Here is a 21,364-nt window from a genome sequence, read left to right on the forward strand (position 1 = left end):
GCCGGGTAAAGGCAGCGGCTCGATGCTCACCACCCCATCCTCGCTCGATCAGCGGTTCGGCCTGTCGCGGCGTGTCATGCTGCCCGGGCCGCTCAGGCTCGATGGTGGCGCGCTGCTTGCGCCGGTCGAGATCGCCTATGAGACTTACGGCACGCTGGCGGCCGACGGCGGCAATGCGATGCTGGTCTGCCATGCGCTGACCGGCGACCAGCATCTCGCCAGCGCGCATCCGCGCACCGGCAAGCCGGGCTGGTGGCAGCGGATGGTCGGGCCGGGCAAGCCGATCGATACCGACCGTTATTTCGTTATCTGCACCAACGTACTGGGATCGTGCATGGGTTCGACCGGGCCGGCCAGCACCGATCCGTCGACCGGCCGTCCCTATGCGATGACCTTCCCGGTCATAACGATCCGCGACATGGTGCGCGCACAGGCGCTGCTGCTCGACCATCTTGGCGTCGCGCGGCTGATGGCGGTGGTCGGCGGATCGATGGGCGGGATGCAGGCGCTGAGCTGGGCGGCGACCTTCCCCGAGCGGGTCGGAAAATGCGTCGTGATCGCCTCGACCGCGCGCCATTCAGCGCAGAACATCGCCTTTCACGAAGTCGGGAGGCAGGCAGTGATGGCCGACCCGAACTGGCGCGGCGGCGATTATTACGACGGCGATCCGCCCGCCGCCGGGCTGGCGGTGGCGCGGATGGCGGCGCACATCACCTATCTGTCCGAGGCGGGGCTGACCGAGAAGTTCGGGCGGCGGTTGCAGGCGCGCGCGCAGAAGTCGTTCGGATTCGACGCCGATTTCCAGGTGGAAAGCTATCTGCGGCATCAGGGGCTGGCGTTCACCGACCGGTTCGACGCCAACAGCTACCTCTACATCACCCGCGCGCTCGATTATTTCGATCTGGCCGAGGAGCATGGCGGGCTGCTCGCCAATGCCTTCCGCGGCACCGCGACCCGCTTCTGCCTCGTCAGCTTCGACACCGACTGGTTGTACCCGACCGCCGAATCGCGCAGCATCGTCCATGCGCTGATGGCGGCGGGCGCGCCGGCGAGCTTCGTCGAACTGTCCAGCCCGTTCGGGCATGACGCCTTCCTGCTCGACTCGCCAGAGCTGGACCGCGTGATCCACGGCTTCCTGAGCGCCGGGCGATGAGTTTGCGACCCGATCTGGCGATCATCGCATCGCATGTCCCCGCCGGCGCACGCGCGCTCGACGTCGGGTGCGGCGACGGCGAGTTGATGGCGGCGTTGCGCGACGATCGCGGGGCCGACGTGCGCGGGCTGGAGCTGGACCCCGGCAATGTCGCGGCGGCGGTCGGGCGCGGGCTGTCGGTGATCCAGGGTGATGCCGATACCGATCTGGCCGGCTATCCCGACCAGAGTTTCGATTACGCGATCCTCAGCCAGACGCTGCAGACCGCGCGCGCGCCCGACCGGGTGCTCGACGAACTGCTGCGGATCGGCCGGTTCGCGTTCGTCAGCTTCCCCAATTTTGCGCATTGGCGCGTGCGGCTGTCGCTGTTGTGGGGCGGGCGGATGCCGGTGACGCGGCTGCTGCCCGAACGTTGGTACGACACGCCCAACATCCACCATCTGACGATCGACGACTTTCGCGCGCATCTCGCCGAGCGCGGGGTGATCGTCGAAGGGGCATGGTTCCTGTCCGGCGACAAGCGCACCGGGGGGGCGGCGGCGAATTTCATGGCCGAACATGCGATCTTCCTGCTGCGCCGGGAACAAAGCAAAGTTGATCGGGGTTAAGGTCGCCGTGACGAGAATGCCGACATGACCGCGACCGCGCTGATCGTCGAAGACGAGATCTTCGTGGCGCTGGACCTCGAACGGATTTTGGAAGACGCGGGCTATCGCGTGGCCGCGATCGCCGCGGACGCGCGCACCGCGCTGGAGGCAGCGCCCGGCTGCGGCTTCGCCTTCGTCGACGTGAACCTGCGCGATGGCGCGACCGGGCCGGAGATCGCGGAACGGATCGCGCGCGATTACGGCGTGAAGGTCGTGTTCGTGACCGCCAATCCGGGGCAGATCACCAACCGCGACGCGGCGTTGGGGTATGTCCGCAAGCCCTTCAACGAGGAGGCGATCCTCGCGGCGGCGCGAACGGCGGCGCAGGCGGACGAGGCGGCGGGCGAGTGCCTCGACTTCGTGCGCTGGACGCCCATGTCGCCTGCCGGCGACGACGGGGCCGTGCAGGCGGGCTGAGCGTTCGCGCGCGGCTGAATGTCGGCTACGATCGGGAGCGTGCTTCGGGAGCGACGCAGGCACAGTCCTACCGGCTGAACGCCACCCGCGGCACGCGCGCCGTCAGTTCCAGACCCTCGACCGGCCACGCCCGCGTGACCGCGCCGCCCAACTGACGCGCGGCGCTCATCTCGATCAGTTGCGAGCCGAAGCCGTCCTGCATCGGGCTTCCCGACAGCGGCGGCCCGCCGCGTTCGCACCAGTGGATCACGACATCGTCCGCCTCGATCGCGATCGTCAGCGCGACCTGTCCCCCGGCGACCGACAGCGCACCATATTTGCTCGCGTTGGTCGCCAGCTCGTGGAAGATCAGCGCCAGCGGGGTGGCGGCGCGATCGTCGACGGTCACGTCGGCGCCGGCGATCGTGATCCGGTCGCCCTCCTGCGCCTGATAGGGAGAGAATAGCTCGCGGAGCAGTCCGTGCAGGCTGTCCTGCCGCAGCGTCGGGCGCGACTGGTCGCTGTGCGGACGGACGAAATCGTGCGCGCGGCCTAGCGCGGTGATCCGCTGCCGCAACTCGCCGAGCAGGCCGGCCAGTTCGGGATGCGTGCGCCCTGTCAGATGCACCAGCCCGGCGACGACCGAGAAGATGTTCTTGATGCGGTGGCTCAGCTCCTGGCTGACGATCTCGCGCTGCTCCAGCGCGCTCCTTTGTTCGTGGATGTCGGTGCAGGTGCCGAACCAGCGCGTGATCGCGCCCCCGGCATCGCGGATCGGCAGCGCACGGCCAAGCACCCAGCGATAGGTGCCGTCGTGATGGCGGAGGCGGTATTCGATCTCATACGGATCGCCGCTTTCCAGCGAGTGGCGCCAGGCCGCCCAGGCGCGCGGCTGGTCGTCGGCGTGGAACATGCCATTCCAGGCTTCGCCATCGGTCGTCCCCTCGGGCACGCCGGTGAAGGCATACCAGCGCGCATTGTAATAATCGTGATAGCCGTCGGGCAGCGTCGACCACACCATCTGCGGCATCGTGTCGGCAAGGATGCGGAAGCGCGTTTCGCTGTCAGCCGCTTCGGTGCGGGCGCGATGGACCGAGGCGCGGCGTGCCGCACCCTCGCGGGAGTCGCGCAGCCGGGCGAGGACGTTGGCAGCGAGCACCGTCAGCCCCTCGCGCTGCAACGCGTTGAGCCCTTCCGGGTGCGGCACGGTATCGAGCACGCACAGCGACCCCATCGGAAAACCGTCGTCGGAGATCAGCGGCGCACCGGCGTAGAAACGCAGGTTCATCTCGCCGGTGACGAGCGGATTGGCCGCGAAGCGCGGGTCGGCGGTCGCGTCGGGGACGACCATCAACCCGTCGCCCCACATCGCATGGCCGCAGAAGGAATATTCGCGCGGCGGCTCCGGGCCGTCGGGGTAGCCGGTCCGCGCGAGAAAGGTCTGGTGATCGGTGTCGAGGATGCTGACGATCCCGACCGGAACGCCGCACAGATGCGCGGCGAAGTCGGTGATCTGCTTCAGCGCCGCCGCGCCGCGCAGCGATTCCACATCGTAGGCGGCAAGCACCTGCGACCGCTTCGCCTCGTCCAGCGCCTCGGGGCAGATCTCCAGACGGTCGGTGCGTTGCCCGGTCACTTAGAACGGCACATCGTCGTCGAGGTCGTCCGCGAAGCCGCCGCCATAGCTGCTGCCACCGCCACTGCGCGCGCCGCCACCGGCACCACCGCTGCTGCCGCCGCCACGCGACCCGCCGCCGCTGCCGCCACCCCGCGACCCGCCGCCATAGCCGCCACCGCCGCCGAAATCGTCGCCGCCGCCGAAGTCGTCACGGCCACCGCCGCTACCGCCGCCCGAATTGCCGCCCGGACCGTCGAGCATCGTCAGCACCGAGTTGAAGCCCTGGAGCACCACCTCGGTCGAGTAACGGTCCTGCCCCTGCTGGTCCTGCCACTTCCGCGTCTGGAGCTGGCCCTCGATATAGACCTTGCTGCCCTTGCGCAGGAAGCGCTCGGCGACGTTCGCCAGCCCTTCGTTGAAGATCGCGACCGAATGCCATTCGGTCTTTTCCTTGCGCTCGCCGGTGTTGCGGTCCTTCCACGATTCCGACGTCGCGATGCGCAGGTTCACCACCTTGCCGCCGTTCTGGAACGAGCGCGACTCGGGATCGCGCCCGAGATTGCCGACGAGAATGACCTTGTTGACGCTGCCTGCCATGAAGCCCTCTTAGAGACCGGCGAACGTCGCCAGCCAAAACGTGATTCCGGCCATGACATAGGCGGTCACGAACAGATAAGCCAACATGAACACCGGCCACTTCCACCCGTTGGTCTCGCGCCGCGTCACCGCGATCGTGCTGATGCATTGCGGGGCGAAGACGAACCACATCAGGAAGGCGAGCGCGGTCGGCAGCGACCAGCGCCCGCGCAGATGATCGACCAAACTCTTCGCGCCCGACGCATCCTCGGTATCGTCGATCGCGTAAGCGGTGCCGATTGCCGCCACCGCGATCTCACGCGCCGCCATCGCCGGGATCAACGCGAGCGCGATGTCGTGGTTGAAGCCGATCGGACGGACGACCACCTCCAGCCCGCTCGCGATCCGCCCGGCGACCGAATAATCGACCTGCTTCTGTCCGGCGGGCGCCTGCGGGAAGCTGAGCAGCGCCCAGAGCACGACCGTGGTCAGCGCGATCGTGGTGCCCGCGCGCTTCAGGAAGATCGTCGTGCGGCTCCACAGCCCGATCGCGACATCATGGAGCCGCGGAAGCTGGTATTTGGGCATCTCCATCATAAAGCCCGAGCTTTCGCCCTTGGTCACGGTACGGCGCAGCACCAGCGCGGCGACGAACGCGCCGACGATCCCCATCAGATAGAGGCCGAGCAGCACCAGTCCCTGCAACCCGACGAACGGCGCCACCTGCCGCGCCGGGATGAACGCGCCGATGATGATCGTATAGACCGGCAACCGTGCCGAGCAGGTCATCAGCGGCGCGATCAGGATCGTGGTCAGCCGGTCCTTCTCGTCGTCGATCGTGCGCGTCGCCATGATCCCGGGCACCGCGCAGGCGAAGCTGGACAGCAGCGGGATGAACGCCCGCCCCGACAGCCCGACCCCGGCCATCAACCGGTCGAGCAGGAACGCGGCGCGAACCATATAGCCCGACGCTTCCAGCACGAGGATGAACAGGAACAGGATCAGAATCAGCGGCAGGAACACCACCACCGCGCCGACGCCCGCGATCACGCCGTCGGTGAGCAGCGAGCGCAGGAACCCGTCGGGCATCATGCCCTTGATCGCGGCTTCCAGCGCGGTGAACCCGTCCTCTATCCAGCCTACCGGCGTTTCGGACCAGCTGAACACCGCCTGGAACATCACGAACAGCAAGGCGACGAGCAGGATCGGCCCGAACACCGGGTGTAGCGCGACGCTGTCGAGCGCATGATGCCAGCGGCGCGTCGGCGTCTCGCTGATCGTCGCCGCCTTCGACAGCGCGCGGGCGCGGCGTTGCAGCGTGCGGATATCCTCGACCGCTTCGGCGGGCGCGACCGTGGCTGCGGGAGTGCCGACGAGGCCGGTCAGCGTCGCGCGCAGCGTGTCGATCCCGCGACGACGCACCGCGACGGTCGGAACGACCGGCACGCCCAGCTCACGCTCCAGCACCGCCGGATCGAGCACCAGCCCGTCGCGCTCGGCCAGGTCGACCATGTTGAGCGCGACCACCACCGGCAGCCCGAGCGCGATCAGCTGCATCGCGAAGCGCAGGTGATTGTCGAGATTGGCGGCGTCGAGCACCACGACCAGCGCGTCGGGACGCCGCTCGCCGCTTTGCGTGCCGAGCAGCACGTCGCGGGTCACGCGCTCGTCGGGAGAAGAAGGTTCGAGGCTGTACGCGCCGGGCAGGTCGACCAGCTCGACCGGGCGACCGTCATCCAGCGCGAGCCGGCCCGAATGCCGCTCGACCGTGACGCCGGGATAATTGCCGACCTTCTGCCGCGCGCCGGTCAGCGCGTTGAATAGCGCGCTCTTGCCGGCATTGGGGTTGCCGACCATCGCGACCAGCGGGGGCATTTCCATCACGCGTGGCGCCGGGGGCGCGTCACTCGGCGGGGAGCGGTTCGACCGACACGCGGATCGCGCCGGCAACCGCGCGGCGCAGCGCCACCGTCATCCGTCCGATCCGGCACGCGACCGGCCCGCCGCCCAGCCGGGCGCGGTGCAGCACCTGCACCGGCACACCCGAATCGAATCCGAGTTCGCGCAGACGCCGCGCCTCGGGCGTGGCGAGTCGCGACCAATCGATGTCGTCGACGATGGCGGCCTGATGCCGCGGGAGCGTTTCGAGGCTGATGGGCGTGGTCACCGCGCTTCTATAAGCGCAGTGAGATTGATTATCAATTAGCGAGTGACGTGGTTCGGCCGCTCAGACCACCGGGTAGCGCAGCCGACCGACGAAGCGGCTGAGGCTGGGGCGGTGTTGCGTCCGCCGGCTGAATTGCGCCTTGGCCTTTTCGAAGCGCATGATCCCGTCGATGCGGCGCGCGAGGAAGGCGCGCGTGTCCGCCTGCTCCTCGCTGTCGTCGTCGAGGAAGACGGTGGTGGTGGCGGCATAGACCGCCAGCAGCATCGCGCGCTTCGTGAAGTGATTGTAATCGGTCGCGTTATCGCCGGCCAGCCGCCACATGGCGTCGACGCTGCGCCAGCCGAGCCGCGCGGCGGCGGCGACGTTGACCGGCAGCGCGAGGATCGCGCGCGCACGGCGCAGCGCTTCCCGCTCGGGCGCGAGTACCGCCAGCCGCGTCTCGACCAACGCGGTGATGCGCTGGCGGATCTTCATCGCCGCCAGCGTCCCCGGCGGCAGCGCCGCCGCCATCTCGGCATCGACGTGCGCGAACCACGCATCGATCATCGCCACCGGACCATCCGCGAAGGCGAGTCGGGCGACATCGGGGTCGATGCCCTGTTGTTCGGCGGCGAGATCGCGCGCGGTGTCGCCCCAGCCGTCGAACGCGGCATTGGCGGCGATCGCGGGGGCGAGCCGCGCGCGCACCTCGTCCAGCGTCAGGTCGTCCGGCGTCAGATCCTCGGTCATCGCATCTCCTCCGGCACCGGATTGGCGGGTGCCGGCTCCTTAGCATTGCGGCGCGTGTCGCGCACCAGCACCAATGCCGCAGCGATCATCGCGATCCCCACAAAGTCCGGCGCGGCGAGCGCCTCGCCGAACTGCACCCAGCCGATCGTCGCCGCCACCGCCGGCTGGATCAGCAACGCCAGCCCGATCACCAGCGGCGAAAGCCGGCCGAGCGCATAGATCATGCAGCCCTGCCCGAGCAGCTGGCAGACCAGCGCCAGCGCGATCAGCGGCGTCCAGTGTTGCGGCATCACGCGCTCGCCGAGCACCAGCGCATAGCCGAGCAGCGGCAGCAGCGAGGCGAGCGACGACAGCGCCAGCGCCGGCCACGGCGCGAGCGCGCGGCGCACGTCGGACATCAGGATGAAGTAGAGCGCGTAGAGCACGCCCGCGACGATGCACAGCAGGTCGCCGGCCAGGTGCCGCGGGTCGAGCTGGTACGACCGCCCCATCAACAGCGTCGCCCCTGCGGCGGCGAGCAGCAGCGCGACGCCCTGCATCCGCGTCGGCCAGGCGCGCGCGACGAGGAACCCCCACAGCGGGAACAGGAAGGTCGCCGAATTGCCGAGCAATGTCGCATTGGCCATCGTCGTGTGGAGGATGCCGAGGTGCCATGTCCCGAGATCGGCGGCAAAGGCGACCCCGGCAAGCGCCACGAACAGCCACACGCGCCGCGACGGTGCGGCGGTTCCCGGCTGGCGGGTGATGAGCGCGATCGCCGCGAGCATCGGGACCGCCAGCGCCATCCGCCAGAACGCTGCCGCGACCGGTCCGGTGTCCGCAACGCGAACGAACAGCGGCCCGAACGCGAGCGCGGCGTTCGCGACGATCACCGCGACGAGCGCGGGCGCGGTGCTGGTGGGGGCGGGGCGGGTCATGTTGTTCCTGTACGAATCGTCATTGCGAGCGCAGCGAAGCAATCCAGGGCGTCCTGGTGCGGCTCTGGATTGCTTCGCTGCGCTCGCAATGACGGGAAAGGGTTGCCGCCTCTTACGCCGCCTCGGCGAGCAGCGCCTTCGCCTCTGCCCCCGTCCAGTCCAAATCGCCGGTCACGCGCCAGATCTCCTTGCCGTCCGCGCCGTACAGGATCGTCGTCGGCAGGTTCGCGCCATAGCCGGTGCTCAGCCCCAGCTTCGGATCGAGAAACGCGCGCAGATGCGTGAACTTGCGTTGCGCGAGGAAGGCGGTCGCCTTGGCGGGCTCCATGTCCTGGCTGATCGCGAGCACCGGCAACTTGTCGCCAAGCGTCGCGGCGGCGGCGTCGAGCGTCGGCATCTCCTTGACGCACGGCGCGCACCACGTCGCCCACAGATTGACCAGCACCGGCTTGCCCTTGAACGCCGCCAGCTTGGTCGCCGCGCCGCCCGCGGCGGGGGTGAAGGACACATCGGGTGCGGCCTCGCCCTTGTGGCTGCGATCGATCTTGTCGACCTTCGGCGCGGACGTCGCCGGAACTTCGTCGCTGCTGGCAACCTCCGCTTGCCCGCCCGCTTGCCCGTTGCGCGGGGACGGCTTATCGCACGCCGCCATAGCCAGCGCGGTGCCGAGGAGACAGACGATCGCGACGCGGGATGCCATGAGCGGTTCCAACCAGATGTGGGGCGGGCGGTTCGCCGAAGGGCCGGCCGCGGTGATGCGCGAGATAAACGCGTCCATCCCCTTCGACAAGCGGATGTGGCGGCAGGACGTCGCGGGCAGCCGCGCGCATGTCGCGATGCTCGCCGATCAGGGTATCGTTTCGAAAGAGGATGCAGCCTCGATCCGCGACGGGCTGGAGCAGGTCGCGGCGGGCTATGCCGCAGACGGCGTGCCCGACGATCTGGCGATGGAAGACATCCATATGCTGACCGAGGCGCGGCTGTCCGACGCGATCGGCGCCGCCGCGGGCCGGCTCCACACCGCGCGCAGCCGCAACGACCAGGTCGCGACCGACTTTCGGCTGTGGGTGCGCGACGCGACCGATCAGGTGCTGGCCGCGCTCGACGCGCTCGACGCCGCGCTGCTGGCGCGCGCCGAGGAACATGCCGGCAGCGTGATGCCCGGCTTTACCCACCTGCAATCCGCGCAGCCGGTGACGCTCGGCCACCATCTGATGGCCTATCACGAGATGGTGTCGCGCGACGTCAGCCGTTTCCGTGACAATCGCGCGCGCGGCAACCTCTGCCCGCTGGGTGCGGCGGCGCTGGCCGGGACCGGTTTCCCGGTCGACCGCCACGCCACCGCCGCCGCGCTCGGCTTCGACGGGCCGACGCGCAACAGCCTCGATTCGGTCAGCGACCGCGACTTCGCGCTCGACTATCTGACCGCCGCCGCGCAATGCTCGCTCCACCTCAGCCGATTGGCCGAGGAGTTCGTGCTATGGGCGTCGCAGCCGTTCGGCTTCGTGTCGCTCAGCGACCAATGGTCGACCGGCAGCTCGATCATGCCGCAGAAGCGCAACCCCGACGCCGCCGAGCTGGTGCGCGGGCACAGCGGGCGCATCACCGGCTGCCTCGTCAGCCTGATGGTGACGATGAAGGGGCTGCCGCTCGCCTATTCCAAGGACATGCAGGACGACAAGCCGCCGGTCTTCGAATGCCACGACCTGCTGGCGATCTCGATCGCGGCTATGACCGGCATGATCGAGAGCGCGACCTTCCGCACCGACCGGATGCGTGCGCTGGCGGAGAGCGGCTTCGCCACCGCGACCGACCTCGCCGACTGGCTGGTGCGCGAGGCCGATGTGCCGTTCCGCGAGGCGCATCACATCACCGGCCGCGCGGTGGCGCGGGCCGAGGCGCTCGGCTGCACGCTCGACAAGGTGCCGCTCGCCGATTTGCAGGCGATCGACGCGCGGATCACCGACGCGGTGTACGGCGTGCTGTCGGTCGACGCGTCGGTGGCGAGCCGCAGGAGCTTCGGCGGCACCGCCCCCGACAACGTCCGCGCCGCGATCCGGGCGGCGCGCGCGTGAGGGCGCTGCTGCTCGTCGCCGCGCTCCCGCTCGCCGCGTGCGGGTCGACGCAGGCGCTGAAGCCCGCACCGGGGCAGGCGATGCCGGTCACGCCGTACGGCGCGGCGCAGCAGCCGGCGGTCGCCGACCTGCTCACCCCCTCGGTGCAGGCGCGGCCGCAGCGGACCGGGGAAGTGTTGAAAAGCTCGCAGAAACGGGAGCCCGACCCGTTCGACCTTCCCCCACGCTGACGATTTTCTGCGAGTGACCATGGACCATTTTCATTACCGCGACGGCGCCTTGTGGTGCGAGGGCGTGCCGCTGACCCGCATCGCCGACGAGGTGGGCACCCCCGTCTACGTCTATTCCGCCGCCGCCTTCCGCGCACAGGCGCGCGCGTTCCGCGACGCGCTGTCCGGGGTGCCCGACGTGCATCTCGCCTATGCGATCAAGGCCAACCCCAACCTCGCGGTGCTGCGCGTCGTCGCTGCCGAGGGTTATGGCGCCGATGTCGTCTCCGGCGGCGAGATGGCGCGCGCGCTGGCGGCGGGGATTCCGGCGAGCGGGATCGTCTTCTCCGGCGTCGGCAAGACCCGCGCCGAATTGCTGCGCGGGCTGGAGGCCGGGATCGGCCAGTTCAACCTCGAGCTGGAGGAAGAAGGCGTCGTCCTCGCGCAGCTGGCGCACGAACGCGGGCTGACCGCGCGGGCGGTGCTGCGGGTGAACCCGGACGTCGATGCGGGCACCCACGCCAAGATCTCGACCGGGCGCAAGGAGAACAAGTTCGGTGTGCCGATCGATCAGGCCCCGGCGATGTACGCGCGGCTTTCCGCGCTGCCCGGCCTGTCGATGCAGGGCGTCGCGATCCATATCGGCAGCCAGTTGTTCGACCTCGCCCCGCTCGAGGCAGCGTATCGGCGCGTGAAGGCGCTGGTCGACGAGTTGCGCGCGGCGGGGCATCAGGTGGCGCGCGTCGATCTCGGCGGCGGGCTCGGCGTCCGCTACAAGGCCGGCGACGATCCGCGCACCCCGGCCGAATATGGCGCGATGGTCGAGCGGGTGACGAAGGGCTGGGACGTCCAGCTGATGTTCGAGCCCGGCCGCGTGATCGCGGGCAATGCCGGGGTGCTGCTGACGCGCGTGATTTGGGTGAAGCCGGGGGTCGTGCACCCCTATGTGATCGTCGACGCGGCGATGAACGATCTGGCGCGTCCGGCGCTGTACGACGCATGGCACGATGTCGATGCGGTGACGCCGAGCGGCGAGCGGATGACGGCGAACGTCGCCGGGCCGGTGTGCGAGACCGGCGACACCTTCGCGATGGCGCGCGAGATGGACGCGGTGCGGGGCGGCGACCTCGCCGTGCTGCGCACCGCTGGGGCGTATGGCGCGACGATGGCGTCGACCTACAACAGCCGCGCGCTGGTGCCCGAGGTGCTGGTCGACGGCGACCGTTATGCGGTGGTCGCCGACCGCATCGCCGCCGAGACGATCCTCGCCGCGGAGCGCGTGCCGGAGTGGTTGTAGGGGCGGGCGTGACCTTTGCCGTATACCGTCACCCCGGCGGAGGCCGGGGCCCAGTTGGGGGACGAAGCCGCATCACACGCGCCGCTCGCCACTGGACCCCGGCCTCCGCCGGGGAGACGGCATGGGAGGGAGGCGCCTTCGCTCGTCATTGCGAGCGCAGCGACGCAATCCAGAGCCCAGCGCGCCACGCCCTGGATTGCTTCGCTACGCTCGCAATGACGGCTCGGGGTTGCGCGGCATGACGCTCCACAGCCTCCCGCTCTTCGTCCGCCTGAACGGCCGCTCGGTGATCCTCATCGGCGAGGGCGAGGCGGCGGAGCCAAAACGCCGGTTGCTCGAACGCGCCGGGGCGATCGTCGTCGGCGAGGATCACCCCGACGCCCGCCTCGCGATTGTCGCCGATGACGACGAAGCGGTGGCACGGCTCAAGGCGCGTGGCGTGCTGGTCAACGCGGTCGACCGCCCCGAACTCTGCGACTTTACCTTGCCCGCGATCGTCGATCGTGCGCCGGTGCTGGTCGCGATCGGCACTGGCGGCGTCTCCGCCGGGCTGGCAGCGGCGGTGCGGCAGCGGCTGGAGGCGGTACTGCCCGCCTCGCTCGGGCGGCTCGCCGAGGCGTTGCACGGTGCGCGTGCGACGTTGCGCGCCGCGCTGCCGGACGGCGGAGAACGACGGCGCGCGATCGGTGCGGCGCTCGCCCCCGGCGCGGCGCTCGACCCGCTCGCCGATTACGACGGGCGCGATGCCGCAGAAGCCGTGCTCGCCGGAAGCGCCACGACCGGCGTCGTGCGGCTCGCGCTCGCCTCGTGCGATCCCGACGACCTCACGCTGCGACAGGCACGGCTGCTCGCCGCCGCCGACCGCGTCACGCACCGCGCCGATGTTCCCGCCGCGATCCTCGACCGCGCGCGCGCCGATGCCGCGCGCGAGCAATGCGACGGACCGCCGACGGACGGCACCGGGCTGACCGTCGATATCGGGATGCGCGCATGAGCGGCGTGGCATGGCGCGTCGGTGACGATGGCACGGTCGAGAAGGTCACGCCAAAGGCCGCGCTGACGGGCGAGGCGGCGTTCCGCTGGGTGCATCTCGCCTCCAACGCCGCCGAGGCGCAGGCGTGGCTGCGCGACGCCGCCGGGCTCAACACCTTCACCGTCGACGCGCTGACCGCCGCCGAGACGCGCCCGCGCGCCGAAAAGATCGGGCACGGCGCATTCGTCAACCTGCGCGGGCGCACCGACGAGCCGCTCGACACCTCGGACGTGCTCGCCTCGATCCGCATCTGGGCCACCAAGGGCCGCGTCATCACCGTCTCGCGCAAGCGGCTGGTGACGTTGGCGCGCGTCGAGGAACAGATGGAGCGCGGCGAGCTGCGCGACCCCGGCGACCTGATCGCCGCAATCGCCACCGCGATCACCGAGGATCTCGACCCGGTCGTCGCCGACCTCGGCGACGGGCTCGACGATTGCGAGCAGAAATTGAGCGCGCACCATGTCTTCGAGCTGCGCCGTTCGGTGACGCGGATGCGCTCGGAGGCGATCAACTACCGTCGCTTCCTCAGCCCGCAGCGCGCCGCGCTGGAGCGGCTGGCGACGCTGCCGGGCGACTGGCTGGCGGAGGACGATCGCGCGCATCTCTCCGCCGCCGCCGACCGTGCCGCGCGCATGGCCGAGGAGGTCGAGGCGATCCGCGAACGCGCTGCGCTGATGCACGAGGCGCTGACCGACCTGCGCGCCGAACAGCTCGACCAGCGCAGTCTGGTGATCGCGATGGTTGCGATGATCTTCCTGCCGCTGACGTTCCTGACCGGGCTGTACGGGATGAACGTCAAGGGGTTGCCCTATGCCGAGGAGCCATGGGCGTTCGACGCCATCGCCGGTGCCTGCGCGGTGATCGCGGCGGGGATCGTCGTGTGGTTCGTGCGACGGCACTGGTTCCGGGGGTAATCGTCGTCGTCATTGCGAGCGTAGCGAAGCAATCCAGGGCGTCCTGATCCGGCCCTGGATTGCTTCGCTACGCTCGCAATGACGGTGTGGCGCAGGTTACGCCGCGCGCGCCTGCCGCCATGCGCTGGCGATTTCCTCCAGCTCGGCGGCGACCGCGCGGAACGGTGCGCCATCGGTGCCGATGCTCGCCTCGATCACCTGCCGCCGGCACCCGCCGTAGAAACGCGCCAGTGCGCGCGACACGTCGCCGCCCTTCTCGAAGTCGAGATTGGCCTCCAGCGCGAACAGGATCGCGGTGGCGCGGGTGATGCGTTCGCTGCGGGTCGCGAACTGCTTGCGGTCGGCCGCCCACGCGGCGACGCGCAGCGCCTGCGTCAGCTCCTCGTACAGCAATTGCACGAGCGCCGGACCGTCGGCCGCGGCGGTGCGGCCGGCGAGGTCGATCTCGCGATAGGTGCGCGCCGGATCGCGCAGCAGGGAAGAGGCGTAGGCCATGATCTGTCGTCTCTCCCGATCAGCTCGACTTGTACCAGCCGTCGATCTGCTGCTTCATGAACGATTGCGTCTGCTTATAGGCCGACACGCGCGAGTTCATGCTGGCATATTGCTGCGTCAGTCGCGCCGAGAAGCGCGTTGCCTGATCGTCGATCTTGGCGCTTTCCTTGGTCAGATCGTCCTGCGCCTTGCGCAGCTTCAGGTCGGTCGCGCCGAGCCCGTAGAGCGTGCTGCCCGACGACAGCTTCAGCGATTGCATCGCGGCGTTGATGCCGGTCGCGCCGAAGCTGTTGGGCGTGAACATCGCCTGGATCGAATCGGGCGAGTCCTTCATCGCCTTGGTCAGCGCGGCATCGTCGATCGTCAGCTCGCCGGTGGTCTTGTCGGTGGTGACGCCGATCCCGGCCAGTGTCGAAGGTGTGCCCGCCGGGGCGTCGGGAAGCAACGTCTTGCTCGCAAAGCCCTGCAGGTTGCGCAGCAACTGCTTGGCGGCCGGATCGGCGCGCAGGCTGCCGTCGACCGCGTTGGTCTGCTGCTTCACCTCGTTGAGCAACTGGTTGAAGGTTTCGACGAAGTCCTTGACGCCGTTGGTCAGCGCGGTGTCGGGACGCGTGCCGGTCAGCGTCATCGAGCCGGTGCCGGCCAGCGTCAGCTTCACGCCCGGCACCAGATCGCTGATCTCGTTGCTCGGCCGCTCGACCGACACGCCGTCCACCGACAGCTTGGCGTTGGCGGACTGGCCGACGACCGCCATCTTCGAGGTCCCGGTCGCATCCGGCCCGACGCTGAGCGTGTCGAGCGTGCCGCCGGTGCCCTTCACCGAAAACGCCTGCGCGGTGCCGCTCTGCCCCTTGAGCGACAGGAACGCGCCGCCGTCGGCATCGGTGATGATCGCGGCGGTGACGCCGGTGTTCTTGGCGTTGATCGCGGCGGCGATGCCCGAGAGCGTGTCGTTCGGCGGCGCGATGTCGACGTCGAACGACAGGTCGGTGCCGTCGCTTGCTTTGCCGACCGTCAGGCTGTCCATCTTGCCCGCGGTGTAGTTCGCGGTGCCGATGTTGATCGTCAGCTTGCCGGTGCCGAACTGATCGGTCTTGCCGAGCTTCGCGCTGGTGACGGTCTGCACCGTGGCGAGCGAGGTGACGGTGACGTTCGCCGAGGCGGTGGCCGACATCGGCGCGCCCGAGATCGCGGTCGCCCCGGCCACCTTCGGATCGCTGACGTTCGGCTGCGTCGCCAGCGTACCGCCGGTGACCAGCGTGTTGACCGCCTTGGCGAAGTCGCTGACGAAATTCTTGAGCGTCGCCGCGTCGGAAATCTGCGCGGTCAGCTTGTCGGTCTTGGCGGTGATCTGCGCGCGCTTGGCGGCGAACTGCGCGTCGACGAGCTGCGTGACCAAAGTATCGGTGTCGACGCCCGAGCCCGAGCCGAGCGAGGTCAGGATCGAGTTGGCGGTCGACTTGTTGATCGACGCCGCGCTGCCGGTCTTGGTGGTCGACGTCGTCGACGACGTTTTCGTCGTCGTCGCCGTGCTGCTCGTGCTCGTGCTGCTGATCGTCGCCATGATGCTCTCCTAAACGGCCGCGCGCGGCGATTCTTTATGACTGACGGACACCATTTTCGTCGAAACGTGCGGTATCCGGCACTTCGACCGGCGGTTGCGTCCCGCCGGCTTGCGCATTGAGTCCGAAGACAAAAGCCAGCACGGTGGCGATGGCGAGGTACAGGTCGTCGCGCACCTCCTGTCCCTCGCGGCTGGTGTAGTAGACGGCACGCGCCAGCGCCGGATATTCGAGGATCGGCAGCGCGCGGTCCTTCGCCGCCGAGCGGATCGCGAGCGCCAGCGCGCCGCGCCCCTTGGCGACCACCACCGGCACCTCGTCGCGCCCGCGGTCGTAGCGGAGCGCGACCGCGAAGTGCGTCGGGTTGGTGAGCACGACATGCGCCTGGTCGAGCGCCTTGTGCATCCCGCCGGACAGCATCTCGCGCTGCTTCATGCGCATATGCCCCTTCATCTCGGGGTTGCCCTCGCTCTCCTTATGCTCGTCCTTCACTTCCTGCTTGGTCATGCGCAACTTCTTGAGCAGCTGCATGATCTGGGTCGGCACGTCGATCATGCCGATCGCGACCAGCCCCATCGCCATGACGAGCAGGACATGCGTCAGCGTCGACCCCAGCCCGGCGAGCGCGACCGGCAGGTTGGAGGCGGCAAGCCCGAAGCTGAAATGGGCGGTCTGCCACAGCATCCACGCGCCGATCGCGCCGAGCAGGGTGACCTTGAGCAGCGACTTGCCCAGCTCGATCCAGCCCTGCATCCCGACGATCCGCATGATCCCCGAACCCGGATTGATCCGCGACGCCTTGGGGGCGAGCAGCTTGGCGTTGAAGCTCAGCGAGCCGAGCCCGGCCTGGCTGGCGATCGCGGCGGCGATGGTGATCGCGAACAGCGTGCCGAGCGGCGCGGCCAGCTTCCATCCGGCCTGGATCAGCGGGCGCCACGGCTGGAAATCCTCGACATCGGCGTGGCTGAAGCTGAAGCTCGCCGCCATCACCTCGCGGCACGCGGCGAGCAGCGCCGGGCCGAAGAACATGATCCAGGTGATGCCGGCCAGCACGACGAACGCGGTCGCGAGGTCGCGGCTCTTGAGGACGTCACCCTTTTCCTTGGCGTCGTCGCGACGCTTCTGGGTTGGGGCTTCTGTCTTGTCGCCACCCTCCGACATCAGCCGAGCACCAGGCTTTGCGCGGCGGCGAGGCCCTCACGGACGATCACCTGCATGTAATCGCCCATCGCGGGCAGCGCGATCGCGAGGCTGATGACGCCGACCGCGAGGCTGGCGGGCAGGCCGATCGAGAACAGGTTGAGCGACGGTGCCGAGCGCGACACCATCCCCATGACGAGGTTGAGGCACAACAGCAGGAAGCCGACCGGCAATGCGAGCAGCAGCCCGGCCATGAACGCATAGCCGCCGAACAGCGCGATATCGCGCAGCTGCGCCGCGTTCATCCACGCCGCGCCGGGCGGCAGCGCGGTGTAGCTCTTCACCACCATGTCGACGAGCACCAGATGCCCGTCGAGCGACAGGAACAGCAGGGTCAGCAGGATCGACAGGAACTGGCCGATCGCCGGGCTGGAGCGGCCCGAATTGGGGTCGATCATGTTGGCGAAGCCGATCCCCATCGACCCGCCGATGATCTCGCCCGCGATCAGCGGCGCGGCGAACGCGATCTGGACGATGAAGCCGAGCGCGAGCCCGACCAACGCCTCGGCGGCGACCGCGACGAAGGTGGACAGCGCGAAGATCGTCGGCGGCGGCTGGATCGAGGTGGTGCCGAGCACCAGCACCCCGACCGCGCCGGCCAGCGTGATCCGCACCGGCAGCGGCACGGAGACGTTGCCGAACACGGGCGCGGCGATGAACGCCGCCCCGACGCGGATCATTACGAAGATCAGCGCCCAGAGTTGGGGTTCGATGCTTAAGCCGAAGCCCAACAACCTACGCCTCCGTCACCCCGGCGCAGGCCGGGGTCCAGAGCCACGCAGAACCGCGCTTGCGGCTCTGGACCCCGGCCTGCGCCGGGGTGACGGGGAGAGGCTGGCGCAAGATTAGTGAACCAGATCCGGAATGCGCGCGAAGATTTCGGTCGTGAAGTCGCTCAGCAGCCCGAGGATCATCGCGCCGAATACCATGATCGACACCGCGACGACGATCAGCTTCGGCACGAAGCTCAGCGTCTGCTCGTTGATCGAAGTCGCGGCCTGCACCATCCCGAGGATCAGCCCCGACAAGAGCGCCGGGATCAGGATCGGCGCGGAGACGAGCGCCAGCACCCACATGGTCTGGTTGGCGACGGTCAGGAAGTAATCGGCGTCGACGAGCGGTTGCATGTCATGAACCTTGCGCAAAAATGATGCCGTTCGTGGTGAGGAGGGGCTGAGCGCAGTCGAAGCCCCGTCTCGAACCAGATTGTCCTTCGAGACGCCGCCAAGACTGCGCTCAGCGGCTCCTCAGGACGAACGGAAGCTAAGTCGCAAAACTGTTCGCCAGACTGCCCATCGTCAGCGCCCAGCCGTCGACCAGCACGAACAGCAGCAGTTTGAACGGCAGCGAGATGATCGTCGGGCTGAGCATCGCCATGCCGAGCGCCATCAGCACCGTCGCAACGACGAGGTCGATGACGATGAACGGCAGGAACAGCAGGAAGCCGATCTGGAACGCGGTCTTCAGCTCCGAGGTGACGAACGCCGGCAGCAGCACCGAATAGGGAATGTCCTTCGGCGTGGCATAGGGGCCGGACTTCGCCATCTGCGCGAACATCGTCACATCCTTCACGCGCGTCTGCTTGGCCATGAAGGCGTGGAGCGGCGCCGCGGCGGTCTGGATCAGCTCGGTGCCGCCGATGCGGCCCTGCGAATAGGGCTGGATCGCGGTCGTGTTGATCTGGTTGATCGCGGGGGCCATGATGAAGAAGCTGAGGAACAGCGACAGGCCGATCAGCACCTGGTTGGGCGGGGTCTGTTGCAGTCCCATCGCCTGCCGCAGGATCGACAGCACGATGATGATCCGGGTGAAGCTGGTCATCATCAGCACGATGCCCGGCAGCACCGTGAGCAGGCCCATGATGATGAGCACTTGCAGCGACAGCGACAGCGAGCCGTTATTGTTCTGCGCCCCCGCATCGCCGCGCGACAATTGCCCGAGCGCGCGGTCGACCGCGTCGCCGACGCCCGGCGCGGGCGCTGCCGGCGCACCCTGCACCGCCGGCTGCGACGGGGCGGGGAAGTTCTGCGCCAACGCCGGCATCGCGACGCACAGCGCCACGACGATCGCGAGCAGCGCGAGGATCAGGTGCGAGCGCTTGCCCGCGGTCCGTGCGCGCGGGCGGATCAGCGCGCCGCTGTGCATCGCCGAGGCGCTCATGCGGCGGGCTCCACCGGCACGCGCCCTTCGGCCTTGTCGACCAGCGTCACGCCGGCGCGATTGACCGAGACGAGCAGGCGACGCCCCTCGAAATCGACCACCGCCAGCTTGACCCCCGGCGAAATCATCATCGTCTCGCGCACGGCGATGCCGCGCGTCGACGGCTTGCCCGGCATCCGCGCCTCGAGCCGCCGCCACAGGTACAGGCAGCCGATCATCAACCCGCAGACGAGCGGGAGCATCACGACCAGCTTCAGGATATAAGTCCACATCATCGCGTGCGTGCCCCTCAGCCGCGCTTCTCGGGCGAGACCAGCTCGGTCATCTTGACGCCGTAGCGCTCGCCGACCGTCACGATCTCGCCGCGCCCGATCAGCGTGCCGTTGACCAGCACGTCGAGCAGCTCGCCGGCCTGCCGGTCCAGTTCGATCACGCTCGATTCGCCCAGCGCGAGCAATTCGCGCAGCGACAAGGTGGTCGAGCCGATCTCGACGGTCAGCTTGACGTCGACGCCCTGCAGAAGCCGCAGGTTGGCGGCGACGGCGGCGTCGATCGCGAATCCGCCGGTCATGTCGTTCATTGCAGGGGTCCTTCGAACTTGGAGATGCGAATGGCCGCGCGGCCGTTGGAGGTGCCCACGGTGCCCAGCCCCAGCGCCATCCCGCCGACCACGATCGGCACGTCGGCGCCGAAGCTGATCGGGATGATGTCGCCTTCCTTGAGATCCATGAGCCGCGAAAGCGGGATGGTCGGCTCGGCGAGCACCGAGCGGACCGGGAAGCGCACGCCCATCGCGGCGCGCGTCAGCTGGGTGCGCCATTCGGCGTCGACCTCGCTGGGCTTGGCGACGACCTTGCCGGTCAGCGCGACCGTGTGCGGCTTCAGCGTCGCGACCGGGTAGAGGATGTCGACGAACGCCGGCTTGGCGCTGCCGCGCGCGATCGCGAAGCGGGTGGCGATCACCACCTCGTCGGCCTCGACGCCGGGCACCATGTTCCCGCCCAGCTCGAACGGCTCGGCGGTGAAGCGCGCGCGCGCCAGCGGCTCCCATGCGGTTTCCAGCGCGCGCGCCAATGCCTTGGCGATGCGCGCGACGATCACGTCGCAGGCGGGGGTGAATTCGAGCGCGAGCACCGGCGAAACGTCGCCGGTGCCGCCGAAGAACAGGTCGATGATCTCGACGACGAACTGGCTGTCGATGACGCACAGCGCCGGGCGGCCGTCCATCGACAGCGGGAGCCACGCGGTCAGCTTGTCGCCGCGCGCCGCGCGATAATCGGCGAGGCGCAGCACCTCCAGCGGTTCGGCCCAGGCGCGCGTCTCGGCGCGCCAATAGCCTTCGAACGTTTGACGCACCCCGCGCGCGGCGCGCGCCGACAGATGCTGGAGCGTGTGCAGATCGCCGAACGGATGCAATTTCGCGGGCGCGCCGCTCCCCCCGCCCAATGCGGCAGCGGTGCCGATCGGCGTACCGGAGTCGAATCCGGCATCGGGGGAAGCGGGCCTGTTAACCATGCCCGTTCACTGAACCACGAAAGTGGTAAAGTAGACGTTACTGATCCCGCCGAACCCCTCCTTTTCGCGCAGAACCTGGTTGATCGTTGCGACGAGCCGTTTCTGGAGCTGCTGTTTTCCGGCGCCGGTGAACACCTGATCCTCCGGCGTGTCGCCCAGCGTCAACAGAATCGCCGAGCGAATCGCGATGTCGTTGGTCTTCAGGTTGTTGATGACCTTGTCGTCGTACGGCGTCGACACGGCCAGGCCGATCTGGATGAAGTGCACCGAATCCTGAAGGTTGGAGGTGAACTCCTTCTCCATCGCATAATAGTTCGAGGCATAGGGTTCGCCGCCGTGGCCCTCCGGCGTCGGCGTGCCGTGCGACTCGCTGCCACCGGCTTCGCCCTCGCCACCGCCTTCGGCCTTGGCTTCACCGCCGCCGTGGCCGCCCTCACCACCTTCGCCGCCTTCGGCACCTTCACCGGCGTGCTTCTGCTCGCTCTTGGGGACGAGCTTGGGCTTGTTCGGGTCCTCGTGCGCGGCGGCCTTTTCGGCACCGCCGCCACCGACCATCCCGGAGCCGGCGGCATACAGACCGGCACCGACGCCACCGCCCAGCAGGACGATGACGCCGACGGCGCCGATCACGATCATCTTCATCTTGCCCTTTTTCTTGGGCGCGGCCTCTGCGGCCGGAGCGTCACTCATCGGTCGTTTCC

At 68.9% G+C, this 21,364-nt stretch carries 25 protein-coding genes; 8 read left to right on the top strand and 17 right to left on the bottom strand.

Annotation, left to right across the window (positions count from 1 at the left end; genetic code table 11):
• The first annotated feature begins 22 nt into the window (after positions 1-22).
• Genes metX through PGN16_RS12945 form a run of 3 tightly spaced genes read left to right on the top strand, consistent with a single transcriptional unit; the run spans position 23 to position 2,217 of the window.
• Positions 23-1,153 (top strand): homoserine O-acetyltransferase MetX, encoded by a 1,131-nt coding sequence (gene metX, locus PGN16_RS12935; RefSeq protein WP_335309804.1) that lies wholly within the window; start codon positions 23-25, stop codon positions 1,151-1,153.
• A complete protein-coding gene (gene metW / locus PGN16_RS12940; protein WP_335309805.1) occupies positions 1,150-1,761 on the top strand; it encodes a methionine biosynthesis protein MetW in 612 nt (203 codons plus the stop codon). Before metX ends, metW begins: the two co-directional genes overlap by 4 nt.
• Positions 1,762-1,785: 24 nt before the next feature.
• Complete coding sequence (locus PGN16_RS12945; RefSeq protein ID WP_335309806.1) at positions 1,786-2,217, top strand: response regulator; 432 nt, start codon at positions 1,786-1,788, stop codon at positions 2,215-2,217.
• 67 nt (positions 2,218-2,284) lie between these two features.
• On the opposite strand, the gene PGN16_RS12950 is transcribed toward PGN16_RS12945, so the two are convergent.
• From PGN16_RS12950 to PGN16_RS12980, 7 genes are all read right to left on the bottom strand, one after another.
• The gene (locus PGN16_RS12950) at positions 2,285-3,832 is read right to left on the bottom strand and encodes a PAS domain-containing protein (protein ID WP_335309807.1); all 1,548 of its coding nucleotides are present in this window, start codon (positions 3,830-3,832) and stop codon (positions 2,285-2,287) included.
• Positions 3,833-4,411 (bottom strand): single-stranded DNA-binding protein, encoded by a 579-nt coding sequence (gene ssb, locus PGN16_RS12955; RefSeq protein ID WP_335309808.1) that lies wholly within the window; start codon positions 4,409-4,411, stop codon positions 3,833-3,835.
• A 9-nt stretch (positions 4,412-4,420) separates the two neighbouring features.
• The gene (feoB, locus tag PGN16_RS12960) at positions 4,421-6,271 is read right to left on the bottom strand and encodes a ferrous iron transporter B (RefSeq protein ID WP_335309809.1); all 1,851 of its coding nucleotides are present in this window, start codon (positions 6,269-6,271) and stop codon (positions 4,421-4,423) included.
• A 22-nt stretch (positions 6,272-6,293) separates the two neighbouring features.
• Positions 6,294-6,557, bottom strand: coding sequence for a FeoA family protein (locus PGN16_RS12965; protein WP_335309810.1), 264 nt, complete (start codon positions 6,555-6,557; stop codon positions 6,294-6,296).
• Between the two features lie 60 nt (positions 6,558-6,617).
• Positions 6,618-7,286 (bottom strand): COQ9 family protein, encoded by a 669-nt coding sequence (locus tag PGN16_RS12970; protein ID WP_335309811.1) that lies wholly within the window; start codon positions 7,284-7,286, stop codon positions 6,618-6,620.
• Positions 7,283-8,203 (bottom strand): DMT family transporter, encoded by a 921-nt coding sequence (locus PGN16_RS12975; RefSeq protein ID WP_335309812.1) that lies wholly within the window; start codon positions 8,201-8,203, stop codon positions 7,283-7,285. The genes PGN16_RS12970 and PGN16_RS12975 overlap by 4 nt, the downstream gene beginning before the upstream one ends.
• Before the next feature lie 112 nt (positions 8,204-8,315).
• A complete protein-coding gene (locus PGN16_RS12980; protein WP_335309813.1) occupies positions 8,316-8,903 on the bottom strand; it encodes a TlpA family protein disulfide reductase in 588 nt (195 codons plus the stop codon).
• Between the two features lie 16 nt (positions 8,904-8,919).
• On the opposite strand from PGN16_RS12980, the gene argH reads away from it, so the two are divergent.
• The 5 genes from argH to PGN16_RS13005 all read left to right on the top strand — a co-directional run bounded on the left by argH (position 8,920) and on the right by PGN16_RS13005 (position 13,731).
• Complete coding sequence (gene argH / locus PGN16_RS12985) at positions 8,920-10,278, top strand: argininosuccinate lyase (protein WP_335310336.1); 1,359 nt, start codon at positions 8,920-8,922, stop codon at positions 10,276-10,278.
• Entirely contained in the window at positions 10,275-10,508 is a 234-nt protein-coding gene (locus PGN16_RS12990; protein ID WP_335309814.1) for a hypothetical protein, read from the top strand. The genes argH and PGN16_RS12990 overlap by 4 nt, the downstream gene beginning before the upstream one ends.
• A gap of 19 nt (positions 10,509-10,527) precedes the next feature.
• Positions 10,528-11,784: a diaminopimelate decarboxylase gene (gene lysA / locus PGN16_RS12995; protein WP_335309815.1), complete on the top strand. Its 1,257-nt coding sequence runs from the start codon at positions 10,528-10,530 to the stop codon at positions 11,782-11,784.
• A gap of 238 nt (positions 11,785-12,022) precedes the next feature.
• Positions 12,023-12,778, top strand: a complete 756-nt coding sequence (locus tag PGN16_RS13000; RefSeq protein WP_335309816.1) for a precorrin-2 dehydrogenase/sirohydrochlorin ferrochelatase family protein — start codon at positions 12,023-12,025, stop codon at positions 12,776-12,778.
• Positions 12,775-13,731 carry a zinc transporter ZntB gene (locus PGN16_RS13005; protein WP_335309817.1) on the top strand — a complete coding sequence of 319 codons (957 nt, stop codon included), beginning with the start codon at positions 12,775-12,777 and terminating at the stop codon, positions 13,729-13,731. The genes PGN16_RS13000 and PGN16_RS13005 overlap by 4 nt, the downstream gene beginning before the upstream one ends.
• Before the next feature lie 96 nt (positions 13,732-13,827).
• On the opposite strand, the gene PGN16_RS13010 is transcribed toward PGN16_RS13005, so the two are convergent.
• From PGN16_RS13010 to PGN16_RS13055, 10 genes are all read right to left on the bottom strand, one after another.
• A complete protein-coding gene (locus tag PGN16_RS13010; RefSeq protein ID WP_184505205.1) occupies positions 13,828-14,226 on the bottom strand; it encodes a flagellar export chaperone FliS in 399 nt (132 codons plus the stop codon).
• A 19-nt stretch (positions 14,227-14,245) separates the two neighbouring features.
• Positions 14,246-15,790: a flagellar filament capping protein FliD gene (gene fliD, locus PGN16_RS13015; protein WP_335309818.1), complete on the bottom strand. Its 1,545-nt coding sequence runs from the start codon at positions 15,788-15,790 to the stop codon at positions 14,246-14,248.
• A gap of 34 nt (positions 15,791-15,824) precedes the next feature.
• Complete coding sequence (gene flhB, locus PGN16_RS13020; protein ID WP_335309819.1) at positions 15,825-16,949, bottom strand: flagellar type III secretion system protein FlhB; 1,125 nt, start codon at positions 16,947-16,949, stop codon at positions 15,825-15,827.
• Positions 16,949-17,722: a flagellar biosynthetic protein FliR gene (fliR, locus tag PGN16_RS13025; protein WP_335309820.1), complete on the bottom strand. Its 774-nt coding sequence runs from the start codon at positions 17,720-17,722 to the stop codon at positions 16,949-16,951. Before fliR ends, flhB begins: the two co-directional genes overlap by 1 nt.
• Positions 17,723-17,833: 111 nt before the next feature.
• Positions 17,834-18,115 (bottom strand): flagellar biosynthesis protein FliQ, encoded by a 282-nt coding sequence (gene fliQ, locus PGN16_RS13030; protein WP_028967499.1) that lies wholly within the window; start codon positions 18,113-18,115, stop codon positions 17,834-17,836.
• 136 nt (positions 18,116-18,251) lie between these two features.
• Positions 18,252-19,148, bottom strand: coding sequence for a flagellar type III secretion system pore protein FliP (gene fliP / locus PGN16_RS13035; protein WP_443019636.1), 897 nt, complete (start codon positions 19,146-19,148; stop codon positions 18,252-18,254).
• Positions 19,145-19,423, bottom strand: a complete 279-nt coding sequence (locus PGN16_RS13040) for a flagellar biosynthetic protein FliO (RefSeq protein WP_028967501.1) — start codon at positions 19,421-19,423, stop codon at positions 19,145-19,147. Before PGN16_RS13040 ends, fliP begins: the two co-directional genes overlap by 4 nt.
• 14 nt (positions 19,424-19,437) lie before the next feature.
• Positions 19,438-19,728, bottom strand: coding sequence for a flagellar motor switch protein FliN (gene fliN, locus PGN16_RS13045; RefSeq protein WP_028967502.1), 291 nt, complete (start codon positions 19,726-19,728; stop codon positions 19,438-19,440).
• Entirely contained in the window at positions 19,725-20,663 is a 939-nt protein-coding gene (locus PGN16_RS13050; RefSeq protein ID WP_335309821.1) for a flagellar motor switch protein FliM, read from the bottom strand. The genes fliN and PGN16_RS13050 overlap by 4 nt, the downstream gene beginning before the upstream one ends.
• Positions 20,664-20,669: 6 nt before the next feature.
• Positions 20,670-21,353, bottom strand: a complete 684-nt coding sequence (locus PGN16_RS13055; RefSeq protein ID WP_335309822.1) for a flagellar basal body-associated FliL family protein — start codon at positions 21,351-21,353, stop codon at positions 20,670-20,672.
• Positions 21,354-21,364 lie beyond the last annotated feature (11 nt).

The organism is Sphingomonas phyllosphaerae, assembly GCF_036946485.1.
GTDB classification, from domain to species: domain Bacteria; phylum Pseudomonadota; class Alphaproteobacteria; order Sphingomonadales; family Sphingomonadaceae; genus Sphingomonas; species Sphingomonas phyllosphaerae_E.

Bases quoted from the DNA above. Each gene is read 5' to 3' on its own strand.
- metX (WP_335309804.1), top strand. From the start codon at position 23: ATGCTCACCACCCCATCCTCGCTCGATCAGCGGTTCGGCCTGTCGCGG.
- metW (WP_335309805.1), top strand. From the start codon at position 1,150: ATGAGTTTGCGACCCGATCTGGCGATCATCGCATCGCATGTCCCCGCC.
- PGN16_RS12945 (WP_335309806.1), top strand. From the start codon at position 1,786: ATGACCGCGACCGCGCTGATCGTCGAAGACGAGATCTTCGTGGCGCTG.
- ssb (WP_335309808.1), bottom strand. From the start codon at position 4,411: ATGGCAGGCAGCGTCAACAAGGTCATTCTCGTCGGCAATCTCGGGCGC.
- feoB (WP_335309809.1), bottom strand. From the start codon at position 6,271: ATGGAAATGCCCCCGCTGGTCGCGATGGTCGGCAACCCCAATGCCGGC.
- PGN16_RS12970 (WP_335309811.1), bottom strand. From the start codon at position 7,286: ATGACCGAGGATCTGACGCCGGACGACCTGACGCTGGACGAGGTGCGC.
- PGN16_RS12975 (WP_335309812.1), bottom strand. From the start codon at position 8,203: ATGACCCGCCCCGCCCCCACCAGCACCGCGCCCGCGCTCGTCGCGGTG.
- PGN16_RS12980 (WP_335309813.1), bottom strand. From the start codon at position 8,903: ATGGCATCCCGCGTCGCGATCGTCTGTCTCCTCGGCACCGCGCTGGCT.
- argH (WP_335310336.1), top strand. From the start codon at position 8,920: ATGTGGGGCGGGCGGTTCGCCGAAGGGCCGGCCGCGGTGATGCGCGAG.
- lysA (WP_335309815.1), top strand. From the start codon at position 10,528: ATGGACCATTTTCATTACCGCGACGGCGCCTTGTGGTGCGAGGGCGTG.
- PGN16_RS13000 (WP_335309816.1), top strand. From the start codon at position 12,023: ATGACGCTCCACAGCCTCCCGCTCTTCGTCCGCCTGAACGGCCGCTCG.
- PGN16_RS13005 (WP_335309817.1), top strand. From the start codon at position 12,775: ATGAGCGGCGTGGCATGGCGCGTCGGTGACGATGGCACGGTCGAGAAG.
- PGN16_RS13010 (WP_184505205.1), bottom strand. From the start codon at position 14,226: ATGGCCTACGCCTCTTCCCTGCTGCGCGATCCGGCGCGCACCTATCGC.
- fliD (WP_335309818.1), bottom strand. From the start codon at position 15,790: ATGGCGACGATCAGCAGCACGAGCACGAGCAGCACGGCGACGACGACG.
- flhB (WP_335309819.1), bottom strand. From the start codon at position 16,949: ATGTCGGAGGGTGGCGACAAGACAGAAGCCCCAACCCAGAAGCGTCGC.
- fliQ (WP_028967499.1), bottom strand. From the start codon at position 18,115: ATGCAACCGCTCGTCGACGCCGATTACTTCCTGACCGTCGCCAACCAG.
- fliP (WP_443019636.1), bottom strand. From the start codon at position 19,148: ATGAGCGCCTCGGCGATGCACAGCGGCGCGCTGATCCGCCCGCGCGCA.
- PGN16_RS13040 (WP_028967501.1), bottom strand. From the start codon at position 19,423: ATGATGTGGACTTATATCCTGAAGCTGGTCGTGATGCTCCCGCTCGTC.
- fliN (WP_028967502.1), bottom strand. From the start codon at position 19,728: ATGAACGACATGACCGGCGGATTCGCGATCGACGCCGCCGTCGCCGCC.
- PGN16_RS13050 (WP_335309821.1), bottom strand. From the start codon at position 20,663: ATGGTTAACAGGCCCGCTTCCCCCGATGCCGGATTCGACTCCGGTACG.
- PGN16_RS13055 (WP_335309822.1), bottom strand. From the start codon at position 21,353: ATGAGTGACGCTCCGGCCGCAGAGGCCGCGCCCAAGAAAAAGGGCAAG.